The organism is Maribacter huludaoensis, assembly GCF_029350945.1.
GTDB lineage: Bacteria > Bacteroidota > Bacteroidia > Flavobacteriales > Flavobacteriaceae > Maribacter > Maribacter huludaoensis.
The window spans coordinates 270,928-294,435 of record NZ_JARKMS010000005.1 but is presented as its reverse complement, the minus strand read 5'-3'; the positions used below and the strand labels follow the sequence as shown (position 1 = coordinate 294,435).

Here is a 23,508-nt window from a genome sequence, read left to right as displayed (position 1 = left end):
CAAGTGGGAGAGTAGGTAGCCGCCTTTTTCGAAAGCCCCTTACAGCAATGTAAGGGGCTTTTTTTATACCTTAAAGTCTAGGACTGCCAAAATATCCTTTCTATAATTACCGTAACGTTATCGGATATTATTCAATAGTCTTTGTTTTGGTGCTAAAAGATTCTAAGTGATGCTCTATGGGCCAAAAGTATATGATAAAAGGGTAATTTATAATAATCGTTATGCCATATCTAAATTCATTAGAAAAGGAAGAAAAATTTAATACCATTTCTCATGGTGTTGGTGCCGTATTGGCAATTGTAGGTATGATAGCGTTAATGAACGCTAATACTCATAAATCTGCATTTGCTACATTAGGTATTACTATCTATAGTATATCATTAATTAGTATGTTAACCGTGTCCACGATCTATCATGCTGTAGAAAATAGAATATGGAAACTAAGAACCAGAATTCTTGATCATATCAATATCTATTATTTAATTGCAGGTACATATACCCCTGTTGCACTGATAACTCTTATTAACGGTAACGGATGGTTGATTTTTAGCACGGTATGGGGAATTGCGGCTGTGGGGACTATTTTAAAATTGTTTTTTACCGGTAAGTTTGAAATTATATCATTGGTGCTATATTTAGCAATGGGATGGTTGATAGTATTCGATTTTCAAAATTTAGTAGATAATACGTCAGAAAATGGAATTAATTTACTTATGCTAGGTGGTACTTTCTATACTATTGGGATAATTTTTTATGCTGTTAGAAGAATCCCCTATAATCATTTCATATGGCATCTTTTTGTCCTGTGTGGTGCAATAAGCCATTGGTTTTTTATCTATCTAGACGTAGTCTAATAGATTCAACAATAGAATGTAATTAGGAATCTATGATGTCTTTATACTCTGCATAAAACCTTTCTATCTGTAGCATGTTCTGGTTTAAGAATTCCATCGTTTCTCTCCAAGTATTCTTGTTGTGTATGGATACATGGTTGAGCTCTACATAAATTCTTGATATCTCTTTTTTATTTTCAAGTATATAAAAATCTTCAAATATAGCTTCAGGTAAGTACTCGTTAAGTAAAATTGATTTTAGGGCAACTAATTTATCCCATATTCTTATCCGTTGTTCAAAATCTGAATCTACATCTATAGATACTGTAGCCCTTTTTAAATCAAAATGAAATTTAAAAGATAATCCTTTCACTTCAGTTTTATATAAAGTCCATTTATTTGGAAACGATTTTCCAAATGCAATCCAAAATTCTTCCCGTAGTTTTCTCGACTCTTCTTTACTGAACATTTATAAATAATAAGCAATGGTTATACCTAAGATAATAACTAAAAGTTTTCGCAAATTGAATTTATGACCTTCAGAACTTTCAAATAAAATTACTGTTGATATATGTAAGAATACGCCAATTACTAAAGCATTTAAATGCATGCCGTAACTTGATAGAATAGTTGTTGTATGGGCTAATAAAGTGCCAATAGGAGTCATTACGGAAAACAATAACATAAAAAAAGCAGCATGTAGTGGCTTAATGTTTGAGCCTAAAAGAAATATGCTTAAGATTATTGCAATTGGAATTTTGTGAATTAATATACCGTATATGATGGTGTCATTTGTGCCTATTGGAAGACCTTCTAGCAATGAATGTATGCAAAGACTAAAAAAAAGTAACCATGGAAAGTTCTGACTTTCCTTGGAAATATGCATATGGCCGTGTTCAGCTCCTTTTGAGAAAAACTCTAAGAAAATTTGAAATAATATGCCTAACATAATAAAAACACCAATAGATTTTGGGTTTGTATTTGCATATACCTCTGGTAACATTTCAAAAATTGTAAGTGCTAATAAAAATGCACCACTAAAAGCTAATAATAGTTTAAAGGACTCTTTTTTTTTTGGTTTTGCAACAACCACAAAAAGAAAACTGATAAGCACTCCTAGAATAGGTAATATATAAATCATGTGTTGCTGATAAACCTTTTATAAAAGGAAATAGGTCATAAATTAAACAGGCGTCAAAATTAGCGTATTTTTGTGGTTCGAGAAAAAATGAATATGGGTAATAATTTTAAGATGGTCGCTAAGACCTTATTTGGTTTTGAAGAACTTTTATCAAAGGAGCTTAGGAATTTAGGGGCGGGTAATGTTGTAGAAGGAACTAGAAATGTATCTTTTGAAGGTGATAATGGCTTTATGTACAAAGCCAACCTATGCTTGCGTACAGCCATTAAAATTATTAAACCAATTCATTCGTTTCGTGTTAGGGATGAAAATGACCTATATAAGAAAATCTATGCGATGGACTGGACAGAGTATCTTTCTGTTAGTGATACTTTTGCGATTGATACCACTGTAAATTCGGAACAGTTTACCCATTCTTTATATGTTTCTCAAAAGACTAAGGATGCTATTGTAGATAAATTTAGGGATACTGATGGTACAAGACCAGATGTAGATGTTAAAAATCCAGATTTGCGTATTAACATTCATATTCATAATAATGACTGTAATGTTTCTTTAGATAGTTCTGGTTATTCTTTGCATAAAAGGGGATACCGCACAGCAACGAATATTGCACCAATAAATGAGGTATTAGCTTCTGGTTTACTTTTATTGAGTGGGTGGGATGGTCAGTGTGATTTTCTTGACCCAATGTGTGGTAGTGGTACTATGTTGACAGAAGCGGCTATGATTGCTTGTAATATTCCCGCAAATATCAATAGGAAGGAATTTGCATTTGAAAAATGGACTGATTTTGATTCTGAACTATATGAGAAAATCGTAGATTCTAGTTTGAAGAAAACAAGGGAGTTTCATCATAAAATTTTAGGGTACGATAAAGCGCCTTCTGCTGTTAGAAAGGCTCAAGACAATATAGAAAATGCTAATCTTGAAGATTATATTACCGTAGAAAGAAAAGATTTCTTTAAAACTGATAAGCAAACAGAAGGACCATTACATATGTGCTTTAACCCGCCTTACGGAGAACGTTTGGATATTGACTTGGAAAACTTTTATAGTGCTATTGGAGATACTTTAAAACAACTCTACCCTGGTACCAATGCTTGGTTTATAACCAGTAATCTGCCAGCTTTAAAATTTGTAGGGTTAAGACCATCTCGAAAAATAAAAGTGTTTAACAGTCATTTGGAATCTCGTTTAGTAAAGTATGAAATGTATGAAGGCAGCAAGAAAGCCAAATATCAAAATAGAAACGAAGAATGAAGCTTAAACATAAAGTTCTAGTTTATAATTTTTTAGCTTTTGCGGTTCTATTTGTTCTTTTTCGCTTTATCCTCTATTTTGCGTTGGCAATAAATAGCTTGTACTTATCTGCTATAGCAGCTGTCTCAGCTTCTGTGCTGGCTCCTAAATTTGCAGTTGCAAAAATAAAGGGATTAGATAAAATAGTAATGAAATGGATATTTATAAAAGGATTTAAAATCTTATAAACGTTGATTCGGTTTTGGAAGACCTTCTGGTTCTGTAGAATTTTCAATTTTTTTCTTAGCCTTGTTTTTCTTCTTGTAAAGTGGCAAGAAGTAGGATATACTATAGTTATAGCCGATCCCGAAATTACTGTCCCAAGTTACTTTGTTAAAACCTGGTATCCATAAGTTAGGGAACCGATCCTCGTCTTTTTGATGTAACAAAAGACCTAATCTAACGCTGGCGCCCAAATAAAAGTTAGAAAAAATTTCCACTTTTGTTCCAAAAACAGCTTCTAACCAAGTAGCGGATAGTCCAGAAAAGGTTTCAGGAATATTAGAACCGTTTGCAAAGCTATCAGGATTCCAGTATCTGTTCGTGTCAAAATATTGATAATTGTTCAAGGTGTTTTCAAAGGTGCTAAATCCTAATCTAGCTCCCATATAAATTAAATTTTGCTCACCGTACCAATTTGTATAATTGTTTTTGTTGATGCCAAGTTTAATATAGCTGCCAGAAGTGGTGAAATTGTATAAATCTTCTTGTCGCGTTTTTTCTTCGTTTCCAAGCTCTGCAGCCAAGTATAGATTTTGCGTAAGTCTATAGTCAGCAACAATTTCAAACCCTTTATAATTGTCATCTAAGGCTCCGGTTATAATTCTACTTAAATCTACACCTAAACGTAAACCATACGATTGTTTGTATTCTACCGTATCCTTGGGATTTAGGTCAATTGGCTTACTCTGGCTAAAAGCCATGCAAGTTGCCAGTAATAATAAAAGATTAGTGAAAAATCTTGACATGTGTAGAATCTGAGTTAGTGACTAACGATTGTGTTATTTCTATATCTTGAATCCAATTATCGGTATCTGCTGTTACATTTGCTGTTAGTTCATCATAATTGACAATAAAACCGCATCCGCGTGAAAGAAAATCTTCAATCCTGGAATAAGAGAAATTAATGGTGTCTAGGTTTCCTGATTCGGCACTATCATCATCAGATGCTGAGCTATTAATTAATATAAAGCTAGTACTGTCTTCATCTGTTTTTAGCGGTATGGAAATAGTGCTCAAATTACTGCGATCTGTCACTGTATTTACGGTAATATTCTGTCCTACACCAACAACCCTTAAAGTTGGAACTTCTTTTAAGGTGGATGTATCTGAAATATCGTAAAACTCTATAACCAGTAGGGGAGTATCTCCTTCTACACAGATATCGTCTTTTTCGCATGACGATATAGAAATAATAACAAGCAATAATAATAACCCGTATTGAAATTTTCTCATCCTAAACTTTCTTTTCTAAAAGTACAACATTTTCTACGTGATGGGTCTGTGGAAACATGTCTACTGGCTGAACCTTTGTTATATTGTACATCTCTTTCATTAGTTCTAAATCCCTTGCCTGGGTTGCGCTGTTGCAACTCACGTAAACTACTTTATTAGGTGCAATATTCAATATTTGTTGTACTACATCTTTGTGCATACCATCTCTTGGAGGATCGGTGATAATTACATCTGGTATACCGTTTTGGGCAATAAACTGTTCGTTGAAAACATTTTTCATATCGCCAACAAAGAAATCAACGTTTTCAATTTCGTTTCGCTCTGCGTTTGCCTTGGCATCTAAAATTGCTTCAGGTACAGATTCTATACCAACTACCTTTTTTGCTTTCTTAGAAACGAATTGTGCTATAGTTCCAGTACCTGTATAGAGGTCATATACCAATTCATCGCCTTTTAAATCGGCAAAATTTCTGGTGATTTTGTATAGCTCGTATGCCTGTTCTGAATTTGTTTGATAAAAGGATTTTGCATTGATCTTAAATTTCAAACCTTCCATTTCTTCAAAAATATGGTCTCTACCAGCAAAACAAATAATTTCTTGATCGTAAATGGTATCGTTCTGTTTTGGATTGATGACATATAACAAAGATGTAATCTCTGGGAATGTTGAAGAAAGATGATTTAAAAGCAATGCTCTTTTTTCTTCGTCATTTTCAAAAAACTGAACCAAAACCATAATTTCACCAATAGAACTGGTACGTATCATTAATGTACGTAGTAACCCATATTGGTTTCTAGGGTTAAAAAATGTTAATCCGTTTTCCGTTGCAAATTTTTTGGTTTCCAATCTAATGGCGTTGGACGGATCTTTTTGTAAATGACATTTCTTAATATCCAATATCTTGTCCCACATACCAGGTATATGAAAACCTAAGGCATTACGATCCTCGATTTGGTTATCCGATCTTACTTCATCTAGCGTTAACCAACGACTGTCTGAAAAAGAAAATTCCATTTTGTTTCTATAGAAGTATTGTTGCTCAGAACCTAAAATTGGTGTAAGTTCTGGTAAATCTAAATGCCCAATTCTTTTAAGGTTGTTTTCTACTTCTTTTTGCTTATAATATAGCTGGTGTTCGTAACCCATGTCTTGCCATTTGCAACCGCCGCAAACATTAAAATGCTGACAGACCGGATCTACTCTTTTATCTGAAAGTGTATGAAAGTTAATAGCTGTGCCTTCAAAATATGCTTTACGCTTTTTTGTAGTTTGTACATCTACTACATCACCAGGTACGGTGTTGTTCAAGAAAATAACCCTTCCATCTGGGGCTTTACCTATGGTTTTACCTTTTGCTGCGGCATCGGTCACCACTACGTTTTCAAAAACTACTCGCTTTGTCTTTTTTCGCATGAGGCAAAAATAAGCATCCCTTGGCATTTATAATAACTAATAAACAGTGTACACTTGTTATATTTAGTTAAAAATGACCGTTCATCTATTTAATGATTTTTTGACCTATTTGTATGAAATAAAAAAGTCAGGAAATCTTGACTATTAGATTCCCTGACCTTAAATAATTAAGCAGCTTTATATATTACTTGTTTTTATTGAATTTATTTAAAATTCTTTCCATTTGCTTGCCTGCAGCTTCTCTGCCACCTAGCCCAAATGATAATGCTATGGTTACTGCAATGGTACCTAATGTAATACCAAAGGCCATATTAATAATTTCATCTCCAATACCCATTGTCTTAAGGCCCATTGCCAAGAAAATTGCCAATATGCACATTCTTACAATTGATGCAACAAAAAGGCTGTTTTCGTCTTTGGCCATCGCTTTATGCGCTGTAGATGCAATCCAGTTTCCAATAATTAAAATGACCAAACCGAATAGTATGTTTCCAGAAACGCCAACTAAGGTATCCAAAACATTGGTAAGTTTTTCAAATTCTAATTTTTCTAATGCAGTGGTAATACCAAAAAGCACTATAAAAAAGTAAACAACGTTACCAATTAGTTTGGCAAGATTTGTTTTTGATGACAAACTACTTAAGTTCATTCTATCAACAATACCGTCTAAATTTAAACTTTCTAATAGATCGGTTACCAAACCTGAAACAAATCTACCACCTATAACGAAGATTAAAAGAATAAGAACCGCAACGATGATTTTTGGTATGGCAGTAAAAAATTGTTCTAGCATATGGGTTGCAGGAACAGAGATAGCATCCATATTTAAGATGTTCAATGCTGTGATCAATAAGGGTATGAATATGAAGATGAAAACAACTTTTTTAAGAATGTTCACTAAATCTAAATTCTCCGGTAGTTTCAATTTAGGTACAAAACTTTGTATTGTTTCACCTGAAAGTCCTACTAATTCAGATACGATAGTCGCAAGCATATAACCTATATAGCCTACCAAGCCTGCACCAACTATGTTAGGTATGTAATCCGTAAAGCCGTTAAGTAAATTTTTAACGGGATCTAGAACACTCGTCATGCCCAGCTTTTCTAAAGCCAACATAAAAACAAAAATCATGATAAAGAAGTATACTAATTTTCCTATAAAGGAGGAAAGTACCACTTTGCCTGTGCCAAGTTTGCTGTCTACATTGGTTCGCTTAATTAATTTTGTAATAAGCCTTTTTAAAAATCCTGCAATGAACCATCCTATTAATAGGATAAGTATTGCGCCAATTGTGGTTGGTAAAAAATCGCCAACGGAATTGGAAAGGCTGGTCATCACATTCTCTAAATAATTCATAGTGTTCTTTTTATAATAAATTGGTTGTATTCTTTAAGACACCAAATTTTGTTAAAGGTCACATTTTATGGTAGTTCATAGGTTCTTTTGCATTTTATGTTGGTTGAAAAAAAATATTTATTAAGTTTGTAATTCTACAGGATGATTTCTCTCCCACGCTGAATTTTCTCCCCGATGTCTTTTTCGGGATTTGAAAGGAAAAAGGTATAGAAGGAATTGCTAAAGTTTTATTTAAAGTAATTTTTATCATGTCAATTTTAGAAAACATCACTTCTAAAGATGCTATTGCATTAGAAGAAAAACACGGTGCCCACAATTACCACCCATTACCTGTTGTATTAAGCAGAGGGGAAGGTGTTCATGTTTGGGATGTGGAAGGAAAAAAATACTATGATTTTCTTTCCGCTTACTCTGCGGTAAACCAAGGGCACTGTCACCCAAAAATTGTAAATGCCATGACAGAACAAGCCAAAACATTGACTTTGACTTCTAGGGCATTTTACAACGATATGTTGGGTAAATATGAAAAGTATGCCACCGAAACTTTTCATTTTGATAAGTTGTTGCCTATGAATACAGGTGCTGAAGCTGTAGAAACAGCTCTTAAAATTTGTAGAAAATGGGCTTACGAAGAAAAAGGTATTGCTGAGAACAATGCAGAAATAATTGTTTGTGAAAATAACTTTCACGGTCGTACAACAACAATTATTTCTTTTTCAAATGACCCGGTAGCTCGAAAGAATTTTGGACCATATACGGATGGATTCATAAAAATAGAGTACGATAATTTATCTGCCCTTGAAGAGGTTTTAAAATCAAATTCCAATGTTGCCGGATTTTTGGTAGAGCCAATACAAGGTGAAGCAGGTGTTTATGTACCTTCTGAAGGTTACCTAAGCGGAGCAAAAGCTTTGTGCGAAAAATACAATGTTTTGTTCATTGCAGATGAAGTACAAACGGGTATAGCAAGAACAGGTCGTCTATTGGCTACATGTGGTAACTGTTCTTGTTCAGATAAACATTGTAGCGGCATACCAGAGATTAAACCTGATATTCTAATTTTAGGTAAAGCTTTATCTGGTGGAGCATATCCTGTTTCTGCAGTTTTGGCAAATGATAATATTATGGGTGTTATACGCCCAGGTAACCATGGAAGTACTTTTGGTGGTAACCCAATTGCCGCTGCTGTTGGTATGGCCGCTCTTGAGGTGGTAAAGGATGAGGAGCTTGCTGATAATGCCTTTGAGCTAGGAGAGCTTTTTAGGGCCGAACTTAATAAGTTTATACCTACTACAGATTTGGTAAATAGTGTTAGAGGTAAAGGTCTTTTAAATGCAATTCTTATTAATGACAGTGAAGATAGTTCTACTGCATGGGATATTTGTATGGCCTTAAAAGAAAACGGATTGCTTGCAAAACCTACGCATGGTAATATCATAAGGTTTGCACCACCATTGGTGATGACCAAAGAACAACTTCTAGATTGTGTTTCCATAATTATAAAAACTTTGCAAGAGTTTAAAAACTAGAAATAAAAAAAATCCCCGATGTACATCGGGGATTTTTTTTTGATTGTTATTTCCTTATTGAAAATCGGCTGTAGCAAAGAAAGCGATGATCAATCCGAAATATAGAATACAAAACACTAGATATATAAGGGCTAAAGCTAAACCTACATAAGAAAGAATTCTTCCCGTACTAATATTTTCATATCCTCTATAATTACCAGGATTAGCCTCATAATGTCTTTTTGCTGTTTTAGCATTGCTCAGACCAATGAAACTGAATATAGCCCCAAAAGGACCGCAACAGAAAAGGGTCAGTACAATTGATAAAATGCCAAAAGTTAATGCGTTGCTTGAACCTGGTATTTGTTGAAATTCTGAGTTATTCATTTATTCCATTGGTATTCCAAGTTGTTCATAAATTTCAGAGGTTTGCTCCATGTATGCATCCCATCCGCCCATAGAAACTATAGAGTAAACTGTCCATAATAAGGATAAAGCTCCTAAAACAAGTCCAATTATAGCAACAATTTTAGTTGTTTTAAGTGTACTGAAATTAGAATACTCTTGAGGGTTTTCTTGATAAGTTTTAGTGTCTTTATTAACCAAAATCAACGCAATTCCAGACATGATAATACCTCCAATACCAGCACTTAAACAGCAGCAAAAAAAAGAGACGATACTCAGAATAAGAGCGATAGTAACATTAGGTAATTTTTGTTGTTCCATAATTTAAAGGTTTAGTTATTAGATGAATTTTAAAATATAATTGGTTAATATAAAACCTACGGTACTGACCATAAGCGTAATTGTAATTGTATTTGAATGTCTAAAAGGGTATAATTTATTTAATCCTAAAAAGCCAAAAAGTAAAAGCATTGGATAAATTGCCGGATACATTAAAAATGCTGATGTAAACTCCCCTTTAATTAAAAATAAGAGCGATCGTTGTAAACCGCAACCAGGACAATCAACCCCTAATATTTGCTTTGTGAAACAGGGTAGCATAAAATTTTCTAGTCCCAAAAAAATAAATAATGCCTTAAGGCGCATCTGTAAATAAATTAATAGTCGGAAAATTACCATTATTTTTGTGTATTCAAAATAAAAACATGCCTCATTTTAATATTGGTGATACCGTAGAAACTATTGATGATGTCATAAAAGGTGTTGTCCAATCTATAAGCGGTGATAATATTACTATCTTAAGTGATGATGGTTTTCCTTTGACTTTTGCAGCACATGAACTGGTTTTAATTGCCGATGATATACGGGTGTCCAATTATGAGGTTGCTAAAATTAAAAAGGAGAAGGAACTTCCCAAGCGAAGAAAGGCTACAGTTGTAAAGGCAAAAGAGCGAACGGCTCCTAAAATGGAAGTTGATCTGCACATCAATCAATTGATCAAAAACCCTAAATCTATAAGTAAGTTTGATATGCTTACTTTACAGTTAGATACCGCAAAACGACAATTAGATTTTGCTATTAGTAAAAGAATACAAAAAATTGTTTTTATACATGGTGTTGGTGAGGGCGTATTAAAAGAAGAACTGGGTTACTTGTTCAGAAAATACGACAATGTAAAATATTATGATGCAGATTATCAAAAATACGGGTTAGGTGCAACCGAAGTTTATATTTTTCAAAACTACTAGCTAATCTACAGTAGTAGTTACAGTTCCAAATTCGTTTACCTGTAAATCTGTTATTCTACTTCCGTTTTCATTCAAAAAAGTAATACCGCTTAGTTGAATGTTATGTGTGTAAGTAATATCATCTTCAGTAGTCGTGGTTACGAATATACTCCCAGCTTCAGCTTCAATTTCTTCTAGAACGGTGGGTGTAAGTGGTGGTGGAGAATCGCAAAAATAGCTACTAGTTACAGTTTCGGAAAAAATGCGATAGCTAATTTGAGAATTTCCGGGTATAATACTTTCAATTTCAGTGGTTGAAACCTCATTTTTTAAAAGGCCACTGGGCAAGTTTAAAATTAAAGCTTCATCACCATTTATTTTAAAAAGTACATTTTCGGTCGTAGCGGAAATGTCATCACAACTTTGAACGGTCTCAATACTATCAAAATCTACGGTCTCTATTTGTAGGTCTCCGTCATTACAAGCAAAGAACAAAATGGAACAACCAATTATTAGGTATTTTTTCATGCTTCAAATTTAATTTAAAATTTATAAATCTGTCTGTCGCATCTCCTTCAATTATAGGTTAATTAACTATTTTTGTTCATTATTTATTTTTGATCATTTATTTATGAAACAAGTATATTTAGATAATGCCGCCACTACACAGGTTCATCCTAATGTAATCGCAAAAATGCAGGAGGCTTTAGCTGTTTATGGTAATCCTTCTTCTACACATAGTTTTGGGAGAACTGCAAAAACTGCTATAGAAAGTGCGCGTAAAACTATTGCTAAATATATTAATGCACAACCATCAGAAATCATATTCACTTCTGGTGGAACAGAGGCAGATAATATGATTATTAGATGTGCGGTACGTGATTTGGACGTAAAAACCATTATTACTTCTAGAATAGAGCACCATGCAGTATTGCATACTGTAGAAGAATTGGAGCAAAAGGGGTTGATTCAGCTGCTATATGTAGATTTAGATTCTTTTGGCAATCCAGATTTGACTCATTTAGAGTCGCTTTTACAAAAAGATGATTCTAAAAAAATGGTCAGCTTAATGCACGTGAACAATGAAATAGGAAATAAAATTAATTTAGAAGAAGTTACCCTGTTGTCCAAAAAATATGGAGCACTTGTACATTCGGACACAGTTCAGTCATTAGGTCATTATAAATGGGATGTCAAAGCATTTCCTATAGATTTTTTAGCGGCCGCAGCGCATAAATTTCACGGACCAAAAGGAATTGGCTTTGCCTTTATTCGTAAAAATTCAGGTTTAAGTTGTATGATTTCCGGCGGTTCTCAAGAACGTGGTTTAAGAGCGGGAACAGAATCTTTTCATAATATCGTAGGTCTTGAAGAGGCATTTATACATGCGTACGACAACTTAGACGAGGAAAAGAAATACGTTGAAGGATTAAAATCTTACTTCATAGATCAGGTGAACAAAGAAATACCTGGCGCAAAGTTTAATGGCCATTCGGGCAATTTGCAGAAGAGTACTTATACTTTGGTAAATGTATGTTTACCAATTACAGAAGAAAAAGCAATGTTGCTGTTGTTCAACTTGGATATGAAGGGTATTGCTTGTTCTAAAGGTAGTGCTTGTCAATCTGGTAGTGATGCCGGTTCTCACGTGCTTACTCAGATTTTATCTGCCGAAGATATGAAAAAACCATCTGTGCGTTTTTCATTTTCTACCTATAATTCCAAAGAGGATATTGATTATACCCTTAAGGTCTTAAAGGAAATCGTAGAAGCGTAATTAGTTTTTGCGGTCTCTTTTACGCTCTCTCTCGTACGGAAATTTTCTTATCGCTAATTTCATCATTCTGTCAATGAGATCTGTAGTATTCTTGCCTGTTTTCTTATTGATTTCTTTTTCATATTTCCAAAGAAGTTTACCAGAACTACCATCGCTAATTTTTATACCGATCCTACCATAATTTGCTCCGCCTGAGAAATAGTCGGTAAAGCTGAATTCTGTGGGAACACCGTTAGATAACAATATATTCAAATCTAGTGTTCCACTTATGATGCCATCAACACCTAGTATTTCACTTAACTCCTTTGTGGTATATACGTCTATATTGTCATAACTGATATTTTTTTTGGCCAAGATAGCAGCAGTATTCTCAATGTTCTGAAATGTAACCGGCAATTTTTTCTTTTTACTGCGCTTAGAGAAATAGGTCTCTAAAGCATTTTGTACGGCATAACCTTCGTTCTCTTCTAATCTTTTTTGTTCAGATTTAGATATTTTTTCGTTAAGGTCCAAATTGGTTAAAAAGGGAATAATGGCCAAAACATTATGATCGGAGCTCAAATTGTCAAAACTTGGACTTTCGTAAATGTTTTTTTGGGCCGTTACGGCAATTGAAGACATCAACGCTAATAAGAAAAGTACTCTTTTCATTTATTTGTTTTAAAGGCGTAAACCTAATTTTAAATTGAAGACTCTAGAAGTAAGATAGTTTGGTACGGCATATTCGTTTTTGCTATCCGCATCTCTTACCCAAGTATTGGTTATTGAATTCTGATTGTTGAATAAATTAAAAATTTCAAAACCCAGATTCAATTCTTTAAAATTATGTAGCCAATGTGTTTTTGTAAATTGTTTTTTCCTATTTGCAAAAATATAGGAAATTCCCAAATCTGTACGTTTATAATCTCTTAATCTATTCTGAAAACTATATGGGTCGGCATAACTTGGAGAACCACCGGGAACACCCGTTTGGTATGCCAAATTCAGATACATCTTTAAATCGGGTATGGTAGGTATGTAATCTTGAAAAAGAATGGCGAATTTTACGCGTTGATCTGTGGGTCTTGGAATATAACCTCTATTGTTTCTATTTTCTTCGGTTTTTAAATATCCAAGACTTACCCAAGATTCCGTACCCGGTACAAAGGCACCGTTTAATCTTACTTCCGCTCCATAAACATAGGCTTCAGCATCGTTGTTGGCTGCATAACGTATGCGAACATCTTCTAAAGTATATGCGTTCATATTTTCTAGTTTCTTGTAATACGCTTCGTTTATTAAAGTAAAAGGTCTGTCCCATAGTAGAAAGCTATACTCGTTACCCGCAACTACATGAAATGCCTTTTGTGCTTTTACTTTGGGTTGTATGGTACCTGTATTATCGCGTAATTCTCTATAAAATGGCGGTTGGTGATATATTCCGGTAGATAACCTAAAAAGCATATCCTTCCTCCAGTTGGGTTTTATGGAAAATTGTGCACGCGGACTAAATACGGTTTGCGATACTTTTTCAACTTCGGTTCCACTAACCGTCCAATGATGTGAGCGTACACCAATATTATAATATACATCTGCTTTGCTCCAAGTCTTATGAGTTCCCAATTGCAAGTAACCGGAAAACCTATTTGTCTTTACAAAGTTCAGGGCATTTAATCCGCTATAAGCCTCTAATGGTGCATTGAACGGTTGAGAAGGTTGGTTGTTGATAAATTCACTTCTAGGTGGTCTAATGGAAAAGCCTGCAGAGTCAATAAACTCAGATTCTCGTAATTGATCCCTTATATCTTCATGGGTGTATTTTACTCCCCATTCCAACAAAGAATTGTCCATGGTGCTATAACCCTTATGCGCTACATTAAAGATCAAAGCATCTAAATCGTTTCTAGTTCTGTTAAACTGTGATCCTATACCTCTAGAGGCCAAAACTTCGCCTGCGGTGTCGCTACCCAAATTGCTGTCCACTTCGCCAAGTTCATAGGCTGCAATAACATCAGAATATTCTTCCTCTGTTGTATGGTAAATTGATGATATAAATTTTAACGTCGTGTTTTCGTTTAAAAAGTAACTGCCTTTTAAAGCACCCAATGCAGTGGTGTACTTGTTTGTTTCTTGACCTTCGTAATAGACTATCAATGCCTGTGGATTGTTAATTGTACCAAAATTGGTTTGCCTATTCAAGGGTTCGTTCTTGTAATCGTTAACGGCTAGGTTACCCAAGAAATTAAGTTGGAATTTAGGGGAGAAATGGTATGTTAAATAACTTTGAACATCAGTAAACGCCGGATTAAAATTGCTTTGCGTTTGTTGACTATTGACCAATAAGGAGTTATTTCTATATCGTGCACCAGAAACGGAACTGAATTTTTGGTTTTTAGAAACAGTTTCCACACTTGTACTGGCACCCAGAAAACTTACATCTGCACGTAGTGAGAACAGCGTAGGGGTCTTGTACGTTATATCTAATACAGATGCCAGCTTATCACCATACTTTGCCTGAAAACCACCTGCAGAAAATTTTACATTTTGTACCAAATCGGTATTTACAAAGCTTAACCCTTCTTGTTGTGCAGACCGAATTAAAAATGGTCTATATACTTCTATTTCGTTTACATATACCAAGTTTTCATCGTAGTTGCCCCCGCGTACAGCATATTGTGTACTCAATTCATTGTTTGAAGAAACTCCGGGCAATAGTTTTAATATAGTTTCTACCCCTGAATTTGCTCCGGGTATTTTCCTGATTTTTTCTGGAGAAATATTTAAAATGTTACTGGTTTCTCTTTTTCCGGTTGCAGAAACTGTTACGCCGTCTATTTGGGTGATGTCGCTTTTTAAAACAGGATTGAATATAAACGTTTCATTCGTATTCAGTATTAATTTTTCCAATACAACGTCCAGGTAGGCAATGTGAGAAAAAACTATGGTGTTTTCTTCGTCTGAGGTAATCTCCAATATATAGAACCCGTCAGCATTTGTAGTAGTTCCAAACTCTTTGCTTGAAATATTCACGTTGGGTAGCGGTTCATTATTATCACCAAGTACAATACCTGAAATAGTGGCGTTCTGAGCAAAACCAATGGAGCTGCACAGCAGTAGTATCAGGCTTAGAACGCTATATGATTTCAACGATATTATTTTCTGTAAAAAGAGGTGCTAAGAGTATTTGTGTTACCCACATTATCTGTAACGGTAACTTCAAGAACACATTGCGTTTGATCTGCTATCTTATCATCAAAATTGTAGGTCAAAGTATTACGCTTGGGTTCATATTCCATTAATATCCATTCTCCGTTCAAGGTAGCAGCGTATTTGTCAACGCCGCTTAAATCATCGGCAATTTGTACACTTAGGTATTTGTAATTATTTAACCATTGCTTCTCTTTAAAGTTCTTGGTTCTAATGGTAGGGGCCACGGTATCTTTTGCCAGAGTGTAGGTTCCTAGATTACGTGTACGGGTCGTAAATTCATTACCACGTTTATAAGTGTTTACATGGTTTGGCCTAAGTTTAGAATCTAATCTGGCTATGAACAATTGCTTTCGTTCTTCTTTTGAATATTTGGATACATCAAAAGTTATCGTAAAATTTCTATGTGCGGGTACGGTGTTGGTGTGTATGGTAACCGTGTCTTTTCCTTTTTTTAGGTCGATGTAAAAATCTTCATAAAATGTATTTGTCGGGAAATAGACTTTAGCACCGTCCAAATCAAAATTATTAGGTTTTTTGGCAATTACATAGTTATCCGTTTTGTTCACTATTTTTTTATTGCCTAACAAATTCTTGACCCCTTCTATAGGTATGTTAAGTTCTAATTTATTGCCTGCATAGTCTTTGATCAATAACTTGGCGTTATAACTTAGCCCTTCGTTTATTTTTACTATACCATCATTATACAGGTCTTTATATATACTTAAGTTATTACCTGGTGATTTAAAGCTCTTTTGAATTTTTTGTCTATGTCTCCCGTAATAATCGTAATCTACAAGTGTGTTTATATATCTGGTTTCACCAAAAGAAAACGATTCAAAATCATATAATGAATAAACTTTGCCGTTTACACTGAGCTCTACACTGTATACCCCATTTTTATTGGCGGCCATATCCAATCTGTCGAAACCAATAAAGCCTACCCCAATATTGCCCAGGGCGGTTACTTTGTCCGCTAAAAAGGTTCCGTCTTTTTGTTTGCTAAAATTTATTTGGGTTCTTTCATAATTATTGTTGACATGAGCATTATCCGTTAAAGGATAAAGAAATAATTTTTCTAAAATAGGGTTGGTGGCATCGGCAACATCTAGGCCATACATTAAAGGATTGGTAGGTTTTTCGGAAATGCTACTTCGTATTTCAAAATGTAAATGTGGACCCGCAGAACCACCCGTATTACCACTATATGCTATTAATTCTCCCTTGGTAACTTTTAACTCTCCGTAATCAGGAAATACTTCAACTTCAAAAGATTTTTTAGCATACTGTAATTTCTTAATATACGCTTCTATAGCCGGAGAAAACTTTTGTAAATGGCCATAGACAGAAGTATACCCGTTTGGGTGGGCTATATAAAGTACTTTTCCATAACCCCATAAAGAAACCTTAATTCTGGTAATGGTGCCATCACCAATGGCTTTTATGGGTATGCCTTCTCTTTGTTGTGTTTTAATATCAACACCAGAATGGAAATGGTTAGAACGTAACTCACCAAAAGTGCCCGCCAATATAATCGGTATATCCATAGGAGGACCAAAAACATCTTTAGGGTATTTTTCTTGTGAGAAAAGACTTAAGCAAAATAACAATAACAGACCAAGGGATATTTTTTTCATAGATAGATAGGAATACTGCGAAAATAATTAATCAATGACAATTCTGTGAAGTTGGGCGCGCTAAAATTATTATAAAGCGTTTTGTATACTATATTATTAATTCAATAGCAGTCTATTTACGAATATTTGAAAAAACTATTGCTAAGTCATATAATGTATGTTAACTTTGTGTAAATCGCATTGATGGTAATGTATGAGCGAGTTAATTAAAATCGTTGATTCTTTAGAAAATAAAATTAGCAAATTGTTGCATAAACTTGAGGTTTTGAACAATGCCAATTTAGAATTGGAAAAAGAATTGAGTGATATAAAATCTTCACAGGAAAGTGCCAATAAATCGGTGTCCGAATGGGAAGAAAAATATAATTCGCTTAAACTTGCAAATTCAATGCTTGGCAGTAATACCAATAAAACAGAAGCTAAGCTTAAAATAAATACATTAATACGAGAATTGGACCATTGTATAGCTCAATTGTCGGAATAATGTTTCAATAATATGTCAGAAAAGCTCAAAATTAAACTTTCTATTGCTGATAGGGTCTACCCATTGACTATTGACCCTGCTCAGGAAGAAGGCTTGCGCAAAGCAGCCAAAAATATAGAACAGTTGGCAAAAAAATTTGAGCAGAACTATGCAGTTAGAGACAAACAAGATGTTTTGGCGATGTGCGCCTTGCAATTTGCGTCTAAGATTGAACAGCATGGCATAGAGCAATCAGAAGGAACCAAGGAAGCTGAAGAGCGTCTAAAAGCGCTTGAAGAATTGGTGACATCTAAATTAGCTTTGAAATAAATACGTTCTTATAAATACATTAAGTTACTGCCCACATTGGTAATACCTTTTGACAAACTCAACATTTATTTTTTTTAAAAAGGGTGAGTTTAGATTGTAAAAGCAGGCCCTACTCGTATAGGGATCCTTGATCAGTCTGTTAGCCCTAAACCTGTTTACCGGAGTTTGATCAAAACTTCTCCAATGTGGGCTTTTTTTTTATTAATTAATTACACTATGGATAGTACAATGATAATTATTGCCGCAATAGTTGGACTGGCAATCGGTTTTGCAATAGCAAAATTTTTGGAAAAAGGGAAAGCCTCTAAAACCATAATAAATGCAAAAAAAGACGCAGAACGTATTTTAAAAGATGCAAATGCAGAAGGTGAAAGCGTCAAGAAAGAAAAGATTTTACAGGCGAAAGAGAAATTCTTAGAATTAAAAGCTGAACATGAGAAGGTTATTAATAGCAAGGACAAGAAAATAAGCGACGCCGAAAAGCGTACCAGGGATAAAGAGTCTCAGGTAAGTAGTGAACTTGCCAAAAACAAGAACATGAACGCTCAGTTAGATAATAAACTGAAAGATGTAGAACAGAAAAGACAACTGTTCGAAAAACGTCATGAAGAGTTGGATAAGATGCACAAAAGCCAAATTCAACAGTTAGAAGTTATATCTGGACTTTCTGCGGACGAAGCCAAAAACCAACTGGTGGAAAGCTTAAAGGAAACTGCCAAGACAGATGCCATGGCCTTTATACAGTCTACTGTAGAAGAATCAAAACTTACCGCGCAGCAAGAAGCTCGTAAAATAATTATCAATACCATACAAAGAATTGGTACAGAAGAAGCGGTAGAAAACTGTGTTTCTGTATTTAATATAGAATCTGATGATGTTAAAGGTAGAATTATTGGTAGAGAGGGTAGAAATATTAGAGCATTAGAAGCGGCTACAGGTGTAGAAATCATTGTTGATGATACTCCAGAGGCCATTATTCTTTCTTGTTTTGATTCCGTTAGAAGAGAGGTTGCAAGACTATCACTTCATAAACTTGTTACGGATGGTAGAATTCACCCGGCAAGAATTGAAGAAATTGTAAAGAAAACAGAGAAGCAAATAGAGACCGAAATTGTTGAAATAGGTAAGCGAACGGTTATAGATTTGGGTATTCACGGTTTACATCCAGAATTAATTCGTGCAGTAGGTAGAATGAAGTATAGGTCTTCTTACGGACAAAACTTATTACAACACTCTAGAGAGGTTGCAAAGCTTTGCGGTGTTATGGCTTCTGAATTAGGTTTAAATCCTAAAATAGCCAAACGTGCCGGACTTTTACATGATATAGGTAAAGTTCCTAATACTGAAAATGAAATAGAAACCCCGCACGCTATCCTAGGTATGCAGTGGGCAGAGAAATTTGGGGAGAAGCCAGAGGTTTGCAATGCCATAGGTGCCCACCATGATGAAATAGAAATGAAAACGCTTATTGCGCCAATTGTTCAGGTATGTGATGCCATTAGTGGTGCAAGGCCTGGAGCAAGAAGGCAAGTGTTGGATTCATATATTCAGCGTTTAAAAGATTTAGAAGAGATTGCGTTCGGTTTTAGTGGTGTACAGAAGGCATACGCCATTCAAGCAGGTAGAGAGCTTCGTGTAATTGTTGAAAGCGAAAAAGTGAACGATGATAGGGCGGCTCAACTATCTTTTGAAATATCGCAAAAGATTCAAACGGATATGACATATCCTGGTCAAGTGAAAGTTACTGTTATTCGTGAGACTAGAGCGGTCAACGTTGCAAAGTAATCTTAGTTTACAATCATCAAAAAGCCTCTAGTTATAGAGGCTTTTTTTATGTAGTTTATTTAGTATTCTTCTAAGGATGATAATTTGTTCTTTCTGCCTTTTGGTATACTTTTCTATCAAATACTTAAGATTCTATTTCCTTTGCAAGTCTATTCATATTTTCAAGGCAAATAATAGTTCCTTTCTTTTTTACTTGGTTGTTTTGATGCCTAAATTCTTGAAATCGGTTATTTGAAGTTTTTGGAAATGAAATTATTAATAATTATAAAAATCCATATTACAGATTTTATATGTCCATCGATTTTAGAAAAGGTTTTTGGCAAGTGTAAATTTAAAGTGTACGCCTTCTTTTTGGTCATGCCGTTTTCCAATACTAATTTCGCCTCCTAATTTTTCTACGAGTTCTTTAATGGTTGTTAGTCCAATACCGGTATCTGTAGCGCCATCAGTGCTTAGTTTTTCGAATAATAAGAATACCTTTTTCCAGTATTTCTCAGGTATACCGGGTCCATTATCCTCATACGTAAATGAATAGGTACTTTCATCTTCACTTAAAGAAACTTTTATTTCCACATTCGGTTTATTGCTGAACTTAATACTGTTCGATATCAAATCCCTAAAAATTTGATCAAAGCTATTTAAAGAATGATTTATGTCACGGTCACAATTTTTTAATTGCAATGAAACACAATCATTATTAAATTGTTTACCGAGTACATCTTTTATTTCTTTTGATACATTAAATTTTTCGAGTTTTATTTCAGTATTGGTAATTAAGTTGTAATTGATAATACCAGTGATCAAAGATTCCATATAGTAAACTCTGTTGTCTATTATACTCAAGTATTCTGGTATTTCGGTATCTTTAAAAAACTCTGAATAGTCTTCTTTTATTATGCCGACCATAGAGCTTATACCGAATAGTGGAGTTTTCATATCGTGAGCCATTCGATATGATAATTGCTTTAGTTGGTTGTTCTTTACTCGCAATTCTTCATTAATGATCTTTTGCTGTATGTTTTGCTTTCGTAACTCTAATTGAGCCATTACTTGATCGGCTAAATCTTTTAAGGACGCCCGTTGTTTTTCAGTAAATTCTTTTCTTGGCTTGGTATCAATTACGCAAAGGGTGCCAATAGATTGGCCTTCTTTAGTGTTCAATGGGGCACCAGCATAGAATTTTACAGACGGGCCACCTGTAACCAAAGGATTGTCAAAAAACCTATCATCTTTATTGGCGTCATTAACCAATAATATAGAGTCGGGAGTATTAATGGCATGTGCGCAGAATGCCAACTCTCTAGGCGTTTCAGTGGCATCTATACCATAGTGAGATTTAAACCATTGCCTATCTTCATCCACTAGAGAAACCAATGCCATGGGAGTATTGCAGATATCTGCTGCAATTCTGGTAATGGCATCGTATTCTTTTTCCTCTAAGGTATCTAATATATTAAAGCTTTTTAACGCTTCAAGTCTTTGTTTTTCGTTACTTGGTATTGTGGGTTTTACCATAATGTATGAAGCTAACTACCTATGCACACTCAAAACATAAGTATTTTCCTACAATTATAACGCATACCAGAGGTAATTGTTATGTATTATTCAATTTTAGAATAAGCTTAGTCCTCGGCTTCCGGTTCTTCGGTATCGGCAACATTTTCCTCTTCCTTAAGTATATTATTTTTCAATATGTTTAACTTCTTTAATTTCGCCTTCCAAGCAGCTAAAGATTCTTTGTGTTGATTTACTCTTTTAATGACATCTTGTACCAGAGGATTACTTTCTGAAGCGTTTGAGAAAAACTGTAGATTGTTTTCTAATTGCCTTATCTCATCTTTGCTTTCATCAATTTTCTTTCTTATGAACGTGCGTTCATTTTGTATGGCGCGTTCTTGATTATCAGTGTCACTTAGCTGTTGAATTTTGTTTCCGTATTTTAACAGCTCTGACTCTTGTTTGCTAACACCACATTTTTGATATAAAGTATCAATAATTTTATCAAATTTTTGATTGATGTTTTTCTTTTTAAACGGAACTCTACCGTAAGTTTTCCATTCTTCAGAAAACTTTTTAATTGCTTCTAAATCTTTGGCTTTATCTCCACTTAATTCAAAAGATTTAAGACGGTCAATGAATTCGTCCTTAAGCTTAAAATTAGCTTCTTCTTCTTTAAACGCGTCGCTTTTAAGTGCATTTAGCCTATCAAAGTAATGGTTACAGGCTGTTTTAAAATCTTTCCAAAGTTGATCTGAATACTTTCTAGGAACATGACCTATTTTTTTCCACTGGCCTTGTATGCGTTTCATTTCTGATGTGGTAGCATCAAAATCTTCGCTATCTTTCAATGAAACCGCAATATCCAATAAAGCTCTTTTTTTATCTAAGTTTTCTTGTTGCTCTTTTTTTAGATTTTTGTAAAAAGCATTTTTATTTTGATTAAAAGCGCGTACAGCTGTCTTAAAGCTATTCCAAGTTTTAGAATTCTGTTTTTGGGGTACTTGCCCTACTTTGAAGAAAGATTCTCTAAGTTCCTCTAATTTTTTAATTTGTTTTTGCAACGTACCATGATTACTAGAAATATGCTCACTAAGTGCAGTTATTTCTGCTATGATGGCATTTTTACGATCTAAGTTCTCTTCCTTTATCTTATCAAGATTTTTAAAATAATCTTGTCTTCTTTCATGAATTGTTTTGGTAGCGGCACTAAAGCGGTTCCAAATTTCCTCTCTATGCTCTTTGCCTACCGGACCTAAATCTTCTTTCCAGATTTTATGCAGCACTTGTAGTTCCCTAAATGCCCGGTTTAAATCCGGTTCTTTTGAAAGTTCTTCCGCTCTAGCTACTATCTTACTTTTTTCTTCTAGATTATGTTTAAAGTCTAAATCTCTTAAGTCTCTATTTATGTTTAAAAAGTCGTAGAATATTTCAATATGGTGATGGTATGTTTTCCAAACATTATTGTAATCTGCCCGTGGAATTGGTCCTGCATGTCGCCATTTTGCTTGAATGTCCTTAAAGTTGTTATACGTAGTATTAATATCTTCTTCTACATTGACCAAAGCCTTTAGTTGTTCAATAAGGTCCAACCTGTATGCAAGATTTTCCTTATGGCTTTTTTCTAAACTTTTATAGTACTGGTTACGTTTATCCCTATACTCCGAGTATACTTCGTTGAATTGTTGTTTGTCAACAGAATTATACCTAAAGTCAATCTCGTTACCACCATTAGCAATAAATTCTTCTTTTTTCTCTTCTAAGAAATGTTCAAATTTTTGGTTGAATTCGTCTTTTATGGTGTCAACATGTTTTCTAATGGCTTGTATTTTCTCGTTCTTTACCAAACGCTGCAATTCTCCCACCAAATTTTCCATGCTCATTTCATGGTAGTCCGGCATAGGAATTTCATGTCTTTTTTCAGTGTCGGTATCCTCTGCATCTTCGGCATTAGAATCGTCAATTTCATTCATTACATTTGGTTCTTCTGCACTATCTGTGGCTACAGATGAAGTTTCTGTTTGTAATGTCGTAGATTCTTCAGAAGAATTTACAGTTTTTTCACCGACATTTTCGGTAGTTTCTGTTGCAGTCTTTTCTTCTATTGAATTCTCTTGTAATGGTTGTTCTTTATCCTCAGACATAATCCTAAATTATATGCTTACAAGATAGTAACAACCCTACTACTGGCA

The 23,508-nt window shown here is 34.4% G+C and carries 24 protein-coding genes and 1 other RNA gene; 10 read left to right on the top strand and 15 right to left on the bottom strand.

From position 1 onward, the window contains the following. Positions 1–221 precede the first annotated feature (221 nt). A complete protein-coding gene (trhA, locus tag PXC01_RS15500) occupies positions 222–854 on the top strand; it encodes a PAQR family membrane homeostasis protein TrhA (protein WP_276473199.1) in 633 nt (210 codons plus the stop codon). 22 nt (positions 855–876) lie between these two features. On the opposite strand, the gene PXC01_RS15495 is transcribed toward trhA, so the two are convergent. Then, on the bottom strand, positions 877–1,302 hold the full coding sequence (locus tag PXC01_RS15495) for a DUF4268 domain-containing protein (RefSeq protein WP_276473198.1): 426 nt from the start codon (positions 1,300–1,302) through the stop codon (positions 877–879). Further along, a complete protein-coding gene (locus tag PXC01_RS15490) occupies positions 1,303–1,974 on the bottom strand; it encodes a ZIP family metal transporter (RefSeq protein WP_276473197.1) in 672 nt (223 codons plus the stop codon). It lies immediately after the preceding gene. A gap of 93 nt (positions 1,975–2,067) precedes the next feature. Between PXC01_RS15490 and PXC01_RS15485 the strand changes: the two genes are divergently transcribed. Both PXC01_RS15485 and PXC01_RS15480 read left to right on the top strand, forming a co-directional pair. Further along, positions 2,068–3,237: a THUMP domain-containing class I SAM-dependent RNA methyltransferase gene (locus PXC01_RS15485; protein WP_276473196.1), complete on the top strand. Its 1,170-nt coding sequence runs from the start codon at positions 2,068–2,070 to the stop codon at positions 3,235–3,237. Continuing rightward, the gene (locus PXC01_RS15480) at positions 3,234–3,464 is read left to right on the top strand and encodes a hypothetical protein (protein WP_276473195.1); all 231 of its coding nucleotides are present in this window, start codon (positions 3,234–3,236) and stop codon (positions 3,462–3,464) included. Before PXC01_RS15485 ends, PXC01_RS15480 begins: the two co-directional genes overlap by 4 nt. On the opposite strand, the gene PXC01_RS15475 is transcribed toward PXC01_RS15480, so the two are convergent. From PXC01_RS15475 to PXC01_RS15460, 4 genes are all read right to left on the bottom strand, one after another. Continuing rightward, positions 3,459–4,199, bottom strand: coding sequence for a DUF6048 family protein (locus PXC01_RS15475; RefSeq protein WP_276473194.1), 741 nt, complete (start codon positions 4,197–4,199; stop codon positions 3,459–3,461). The genes PXC01_RS15480 and PXC01_RS15475 overlap by 6 nt on opposite strands. A gap of 25 nt (positions 4,200–4,224) precedes the next feature. Further along, complete coding sequence (locus tag PXC01_RS15470) at positions 4,225–4,731, bottom strand: DUF6452 family protein (protein ID WP_276473193.1); 507 nt, start codon at positions 4,729–4,731, stop codon at positions 4,225–4,227. A gap of 1 nt (position 4,732) precedes the next feature. After that, positions 4,733–6,145, bottom strand: coding sequence for a 23S rRNA (uracil(1939)-C(5))-methyltransferase RlmD (gene rlmD, locus PXC01_RS15465; protein ID WP_276473192.1), 1,413 nt, complete (start codon positions 6,143–6,145; stop codon positions 4,733–4,735). Between the two features lie 184 nt (positions 6,146–6,329). Next, positions 6,330–7,502, bottom strand: coding sequence for a mechanosensitive ion channel (locus PXC01_RS15460; RefSeq protein WP_276473191.1), 1,173 nt, complete (start codon positions 7,500–7,502; stop codon positions 6,330–6,332). A gap of 248 nt (positions 7,503–7,750) precedes the next feature. Here PXC01_RS15460 and rocD point away from each other — a divergent pair, with 248 nt between their 5' ends. Beyond that, positions 7,751–9,031: an ornithine--oxo-acid transaminase gene (gene rocD, locus PXC01_RS15455; protein ID WP_276473190.1), complete on the top strand. Its 1,281-nt coding sequence runs from the start codon at positions 7,751–7,753 to the stop codon at positions 9,029–9,031. 54 nt (positions 9,032–9,085) lie between these two features. On the opposite strand, the gene PXC01_RS15450 is transcribed toward rocD, so the two are convergent. From PXC01_RS15450 to PXC01_RS15440, 3 genes are read right to left on the bottom strand one after another with little or no spacing between them, the layout of a single operon-like run. Then, entirely contained in the window at positions 9,086–9,397 is a 312-nt protein-coding gene (locus tag PXC01_RS15450) for a CCC motif membrane protein (RefSeq protein ID WP_276473189.1), read from the bottom strand. Then, a complete protein-coding gene (locus PXC01_RS15445) occupies positions 9,398–9,736 on the bottom strand; it encodes a CCC motif membrane protein (RefSeq protein ID WP_276473188.1) in 339 nt (112 codons plus the stop codon). A gap of 18 nt (positions 9,737–9,754) precedes the next feature. Then, positions 9,755–10,015 carry a DUF2752 domain-containing protein gene (locus PXC01_RS15440; RefSeq protein ID WP_338089475.1) on the bottom strand — a complete coding sequence of 87 codons (261 nt, stop codon included), beginning with the start codon at positions 10,013–10,015 and terminating at the stop codon, positions 9,755–9,757. 104 nt (positions 10,016–10,119) lie between these two features. Between PXC01_RS15440 and PXC01_RS15435 the strand changes: the two genes are divergently transcribed. Beyond that, positions 10,120–10,662: a Smr/MutS family protein gene (locus PXC01_RS15435; RefSeq protein ID WP_276473186.1), complete on the top strand. Its 543-nt coding sequence runs from the start codon at positions 10,120–10,122 to the stop codon at positions 10,660–10,662. On the opposite strand, the gene PXC01_RS15430 is transcribed toward PXC01_RS15435, so the two are convergent. Continuing rightward, entirely contained in the window at positions 10,663–11,169 is a 507-nt protein-coding gene (locus PXC01_RS15430; protein WP_276473185.1) for a hypothetical protein, read from the bottom strand. 103 nt (positions 11,170–11,272) lie between these two features. Here PXC01_RS15430 and PXC01_RS15425 point away from each other — a divergent pair, with 103 nt between their 5' ends. Next, the gene (locus PXC01_RS15425) at positions 11,273–12,418 is read left to right on the top strand and encodes a cysteine desulfurase family protein (RefSeq protein ID WP_276473184.1); all 1,146 of its coding nucleotides are present in this window, start codon (positions 11,273–11,275) and stop codon (positions 12,416–12,418) included. Here PXC01_RS15425 and PXC01_RS15420 read toward each other — a convergent pair whose 3' ends face one another. From PXC01_RS15420 to PXC01_RS15410, 3 genes are read right to left on the bottom strand one after another with little or no spacing between them, the layout of a single operon-like run. Continuing rightward, entirely contained in the window at positions 12,419–13,069 is a 651-nt protein-coding gene (locus PXC01_RS15420) for a hypothetical protein (RefSeq protein WP_276473183.1), read from the bottom strand. Positions 13,070–13,078: 9 nt separating this feature from the next. Beyond that, positions 13,079–15,544, bottom strand: coding sequence for a TonB-dependent receptor (locus tag PXC01_RS15415; RefSeq protein WP_276473182.1), 2,466 nt, complete (start codon positions 15,542–15,544; stop codon positions 13,079–13,081). A gap of 5 nt (positions 15,545–15,549) precedes the next feature. Continuing rightward, complete coding sequence (locus tag PXC01_RS15410) at positions 15,550–17,241, bottom strand: M23 family metallopeptidase (RefSeq protein WP_276473181.1); 1,692 nt, start codon at positions 17,239–17,241, stop codon at positions 15,550–15,552. A gap of 193 nt (positions 17,242–17,434) precedes the next feature. On the opposite strand from PXC01_RS15410, the gene PXC01_RS15405 reads away from it, so the two are divergent. The 4 genes from PXC01_RS15405 (at position 17,435) to rny (ending at position 19,819) form a co-directional block, all read left to right on the top strand. Then, complete coding sequence (locus PXC01_RS15405) at positions 17,435–17,725, top strand: hypothetical protein (RefSeq protein ID WP_276473180.1); 291 nt, start codon at positions 17,435–17,437, stop codon at positions 17,723–17,725. Between the two features lie 12 nt (positions 17,726–17,737). After that, positions 17,738–18,034 (top strand): cell division protein ZapA, encoded by a 297-nt coding sequence (locus PXC01_RS15400; RefSeq protein ID WP_276473179.1) that lies wholly within the window; start codon positions 17,738–17,740, stop codon positions 18,032–18,034. 56 nt (positions 18,035–18,090) lie between these two features. After that, a non-coding RNA gene (gene ssrS / locus PXC01_RS15395) (6S RNA) lies at positions 18,091–18,201 on the top strand. Between the two features lie 49 nt (positions 18,202–18,250). Continuing rightward, the gene (rny, locus tag PXC01_RS15390) at positions 18,251–19,819 is read left to right on the top strand and encodes a ribonuclease Y (protein ID WP_276473178.1); all 1,569 of its coding nucleotides are present in this window, start codon (positions 18,251–18,253) and stop codon (positions 19,817–19,819) included. A gap of 303 nt (positions 19,820–20,122) precedes the next feature. Here rny and PXC01_RS15385 read toward each other — a convergent pair whose 3' ends face one another. Together PXC01_RS15385 and PXC01_RS15380 are read right to left on the bottom strand one after the other, a co-directional pair. Beyond that, positions 20,123–21,334, bottom strand: a complete 1,212-nt coding sequence (locus tag PXC01_RS15385) for a sensor histidine kinase (protein ID WP_276473177.1) — start codon at positions 21,332–21,334, stop codon at positions 20,123–20,125. 107 nt (positions 21,335–21,441) lie between these two features. Beyond that, positions 21,442–23,460, bottom strand: coding sequence for a DUF349 domain-containing protein (locus tag PXC01_RS15380; protein ID WP_276473176.1), 2,019 nt, complete (start codon positions 23,458–23,460; stop codon positions 21,442–21,444). Positions 23,461–23,508 lie beyond the last annotated feature (48 nt).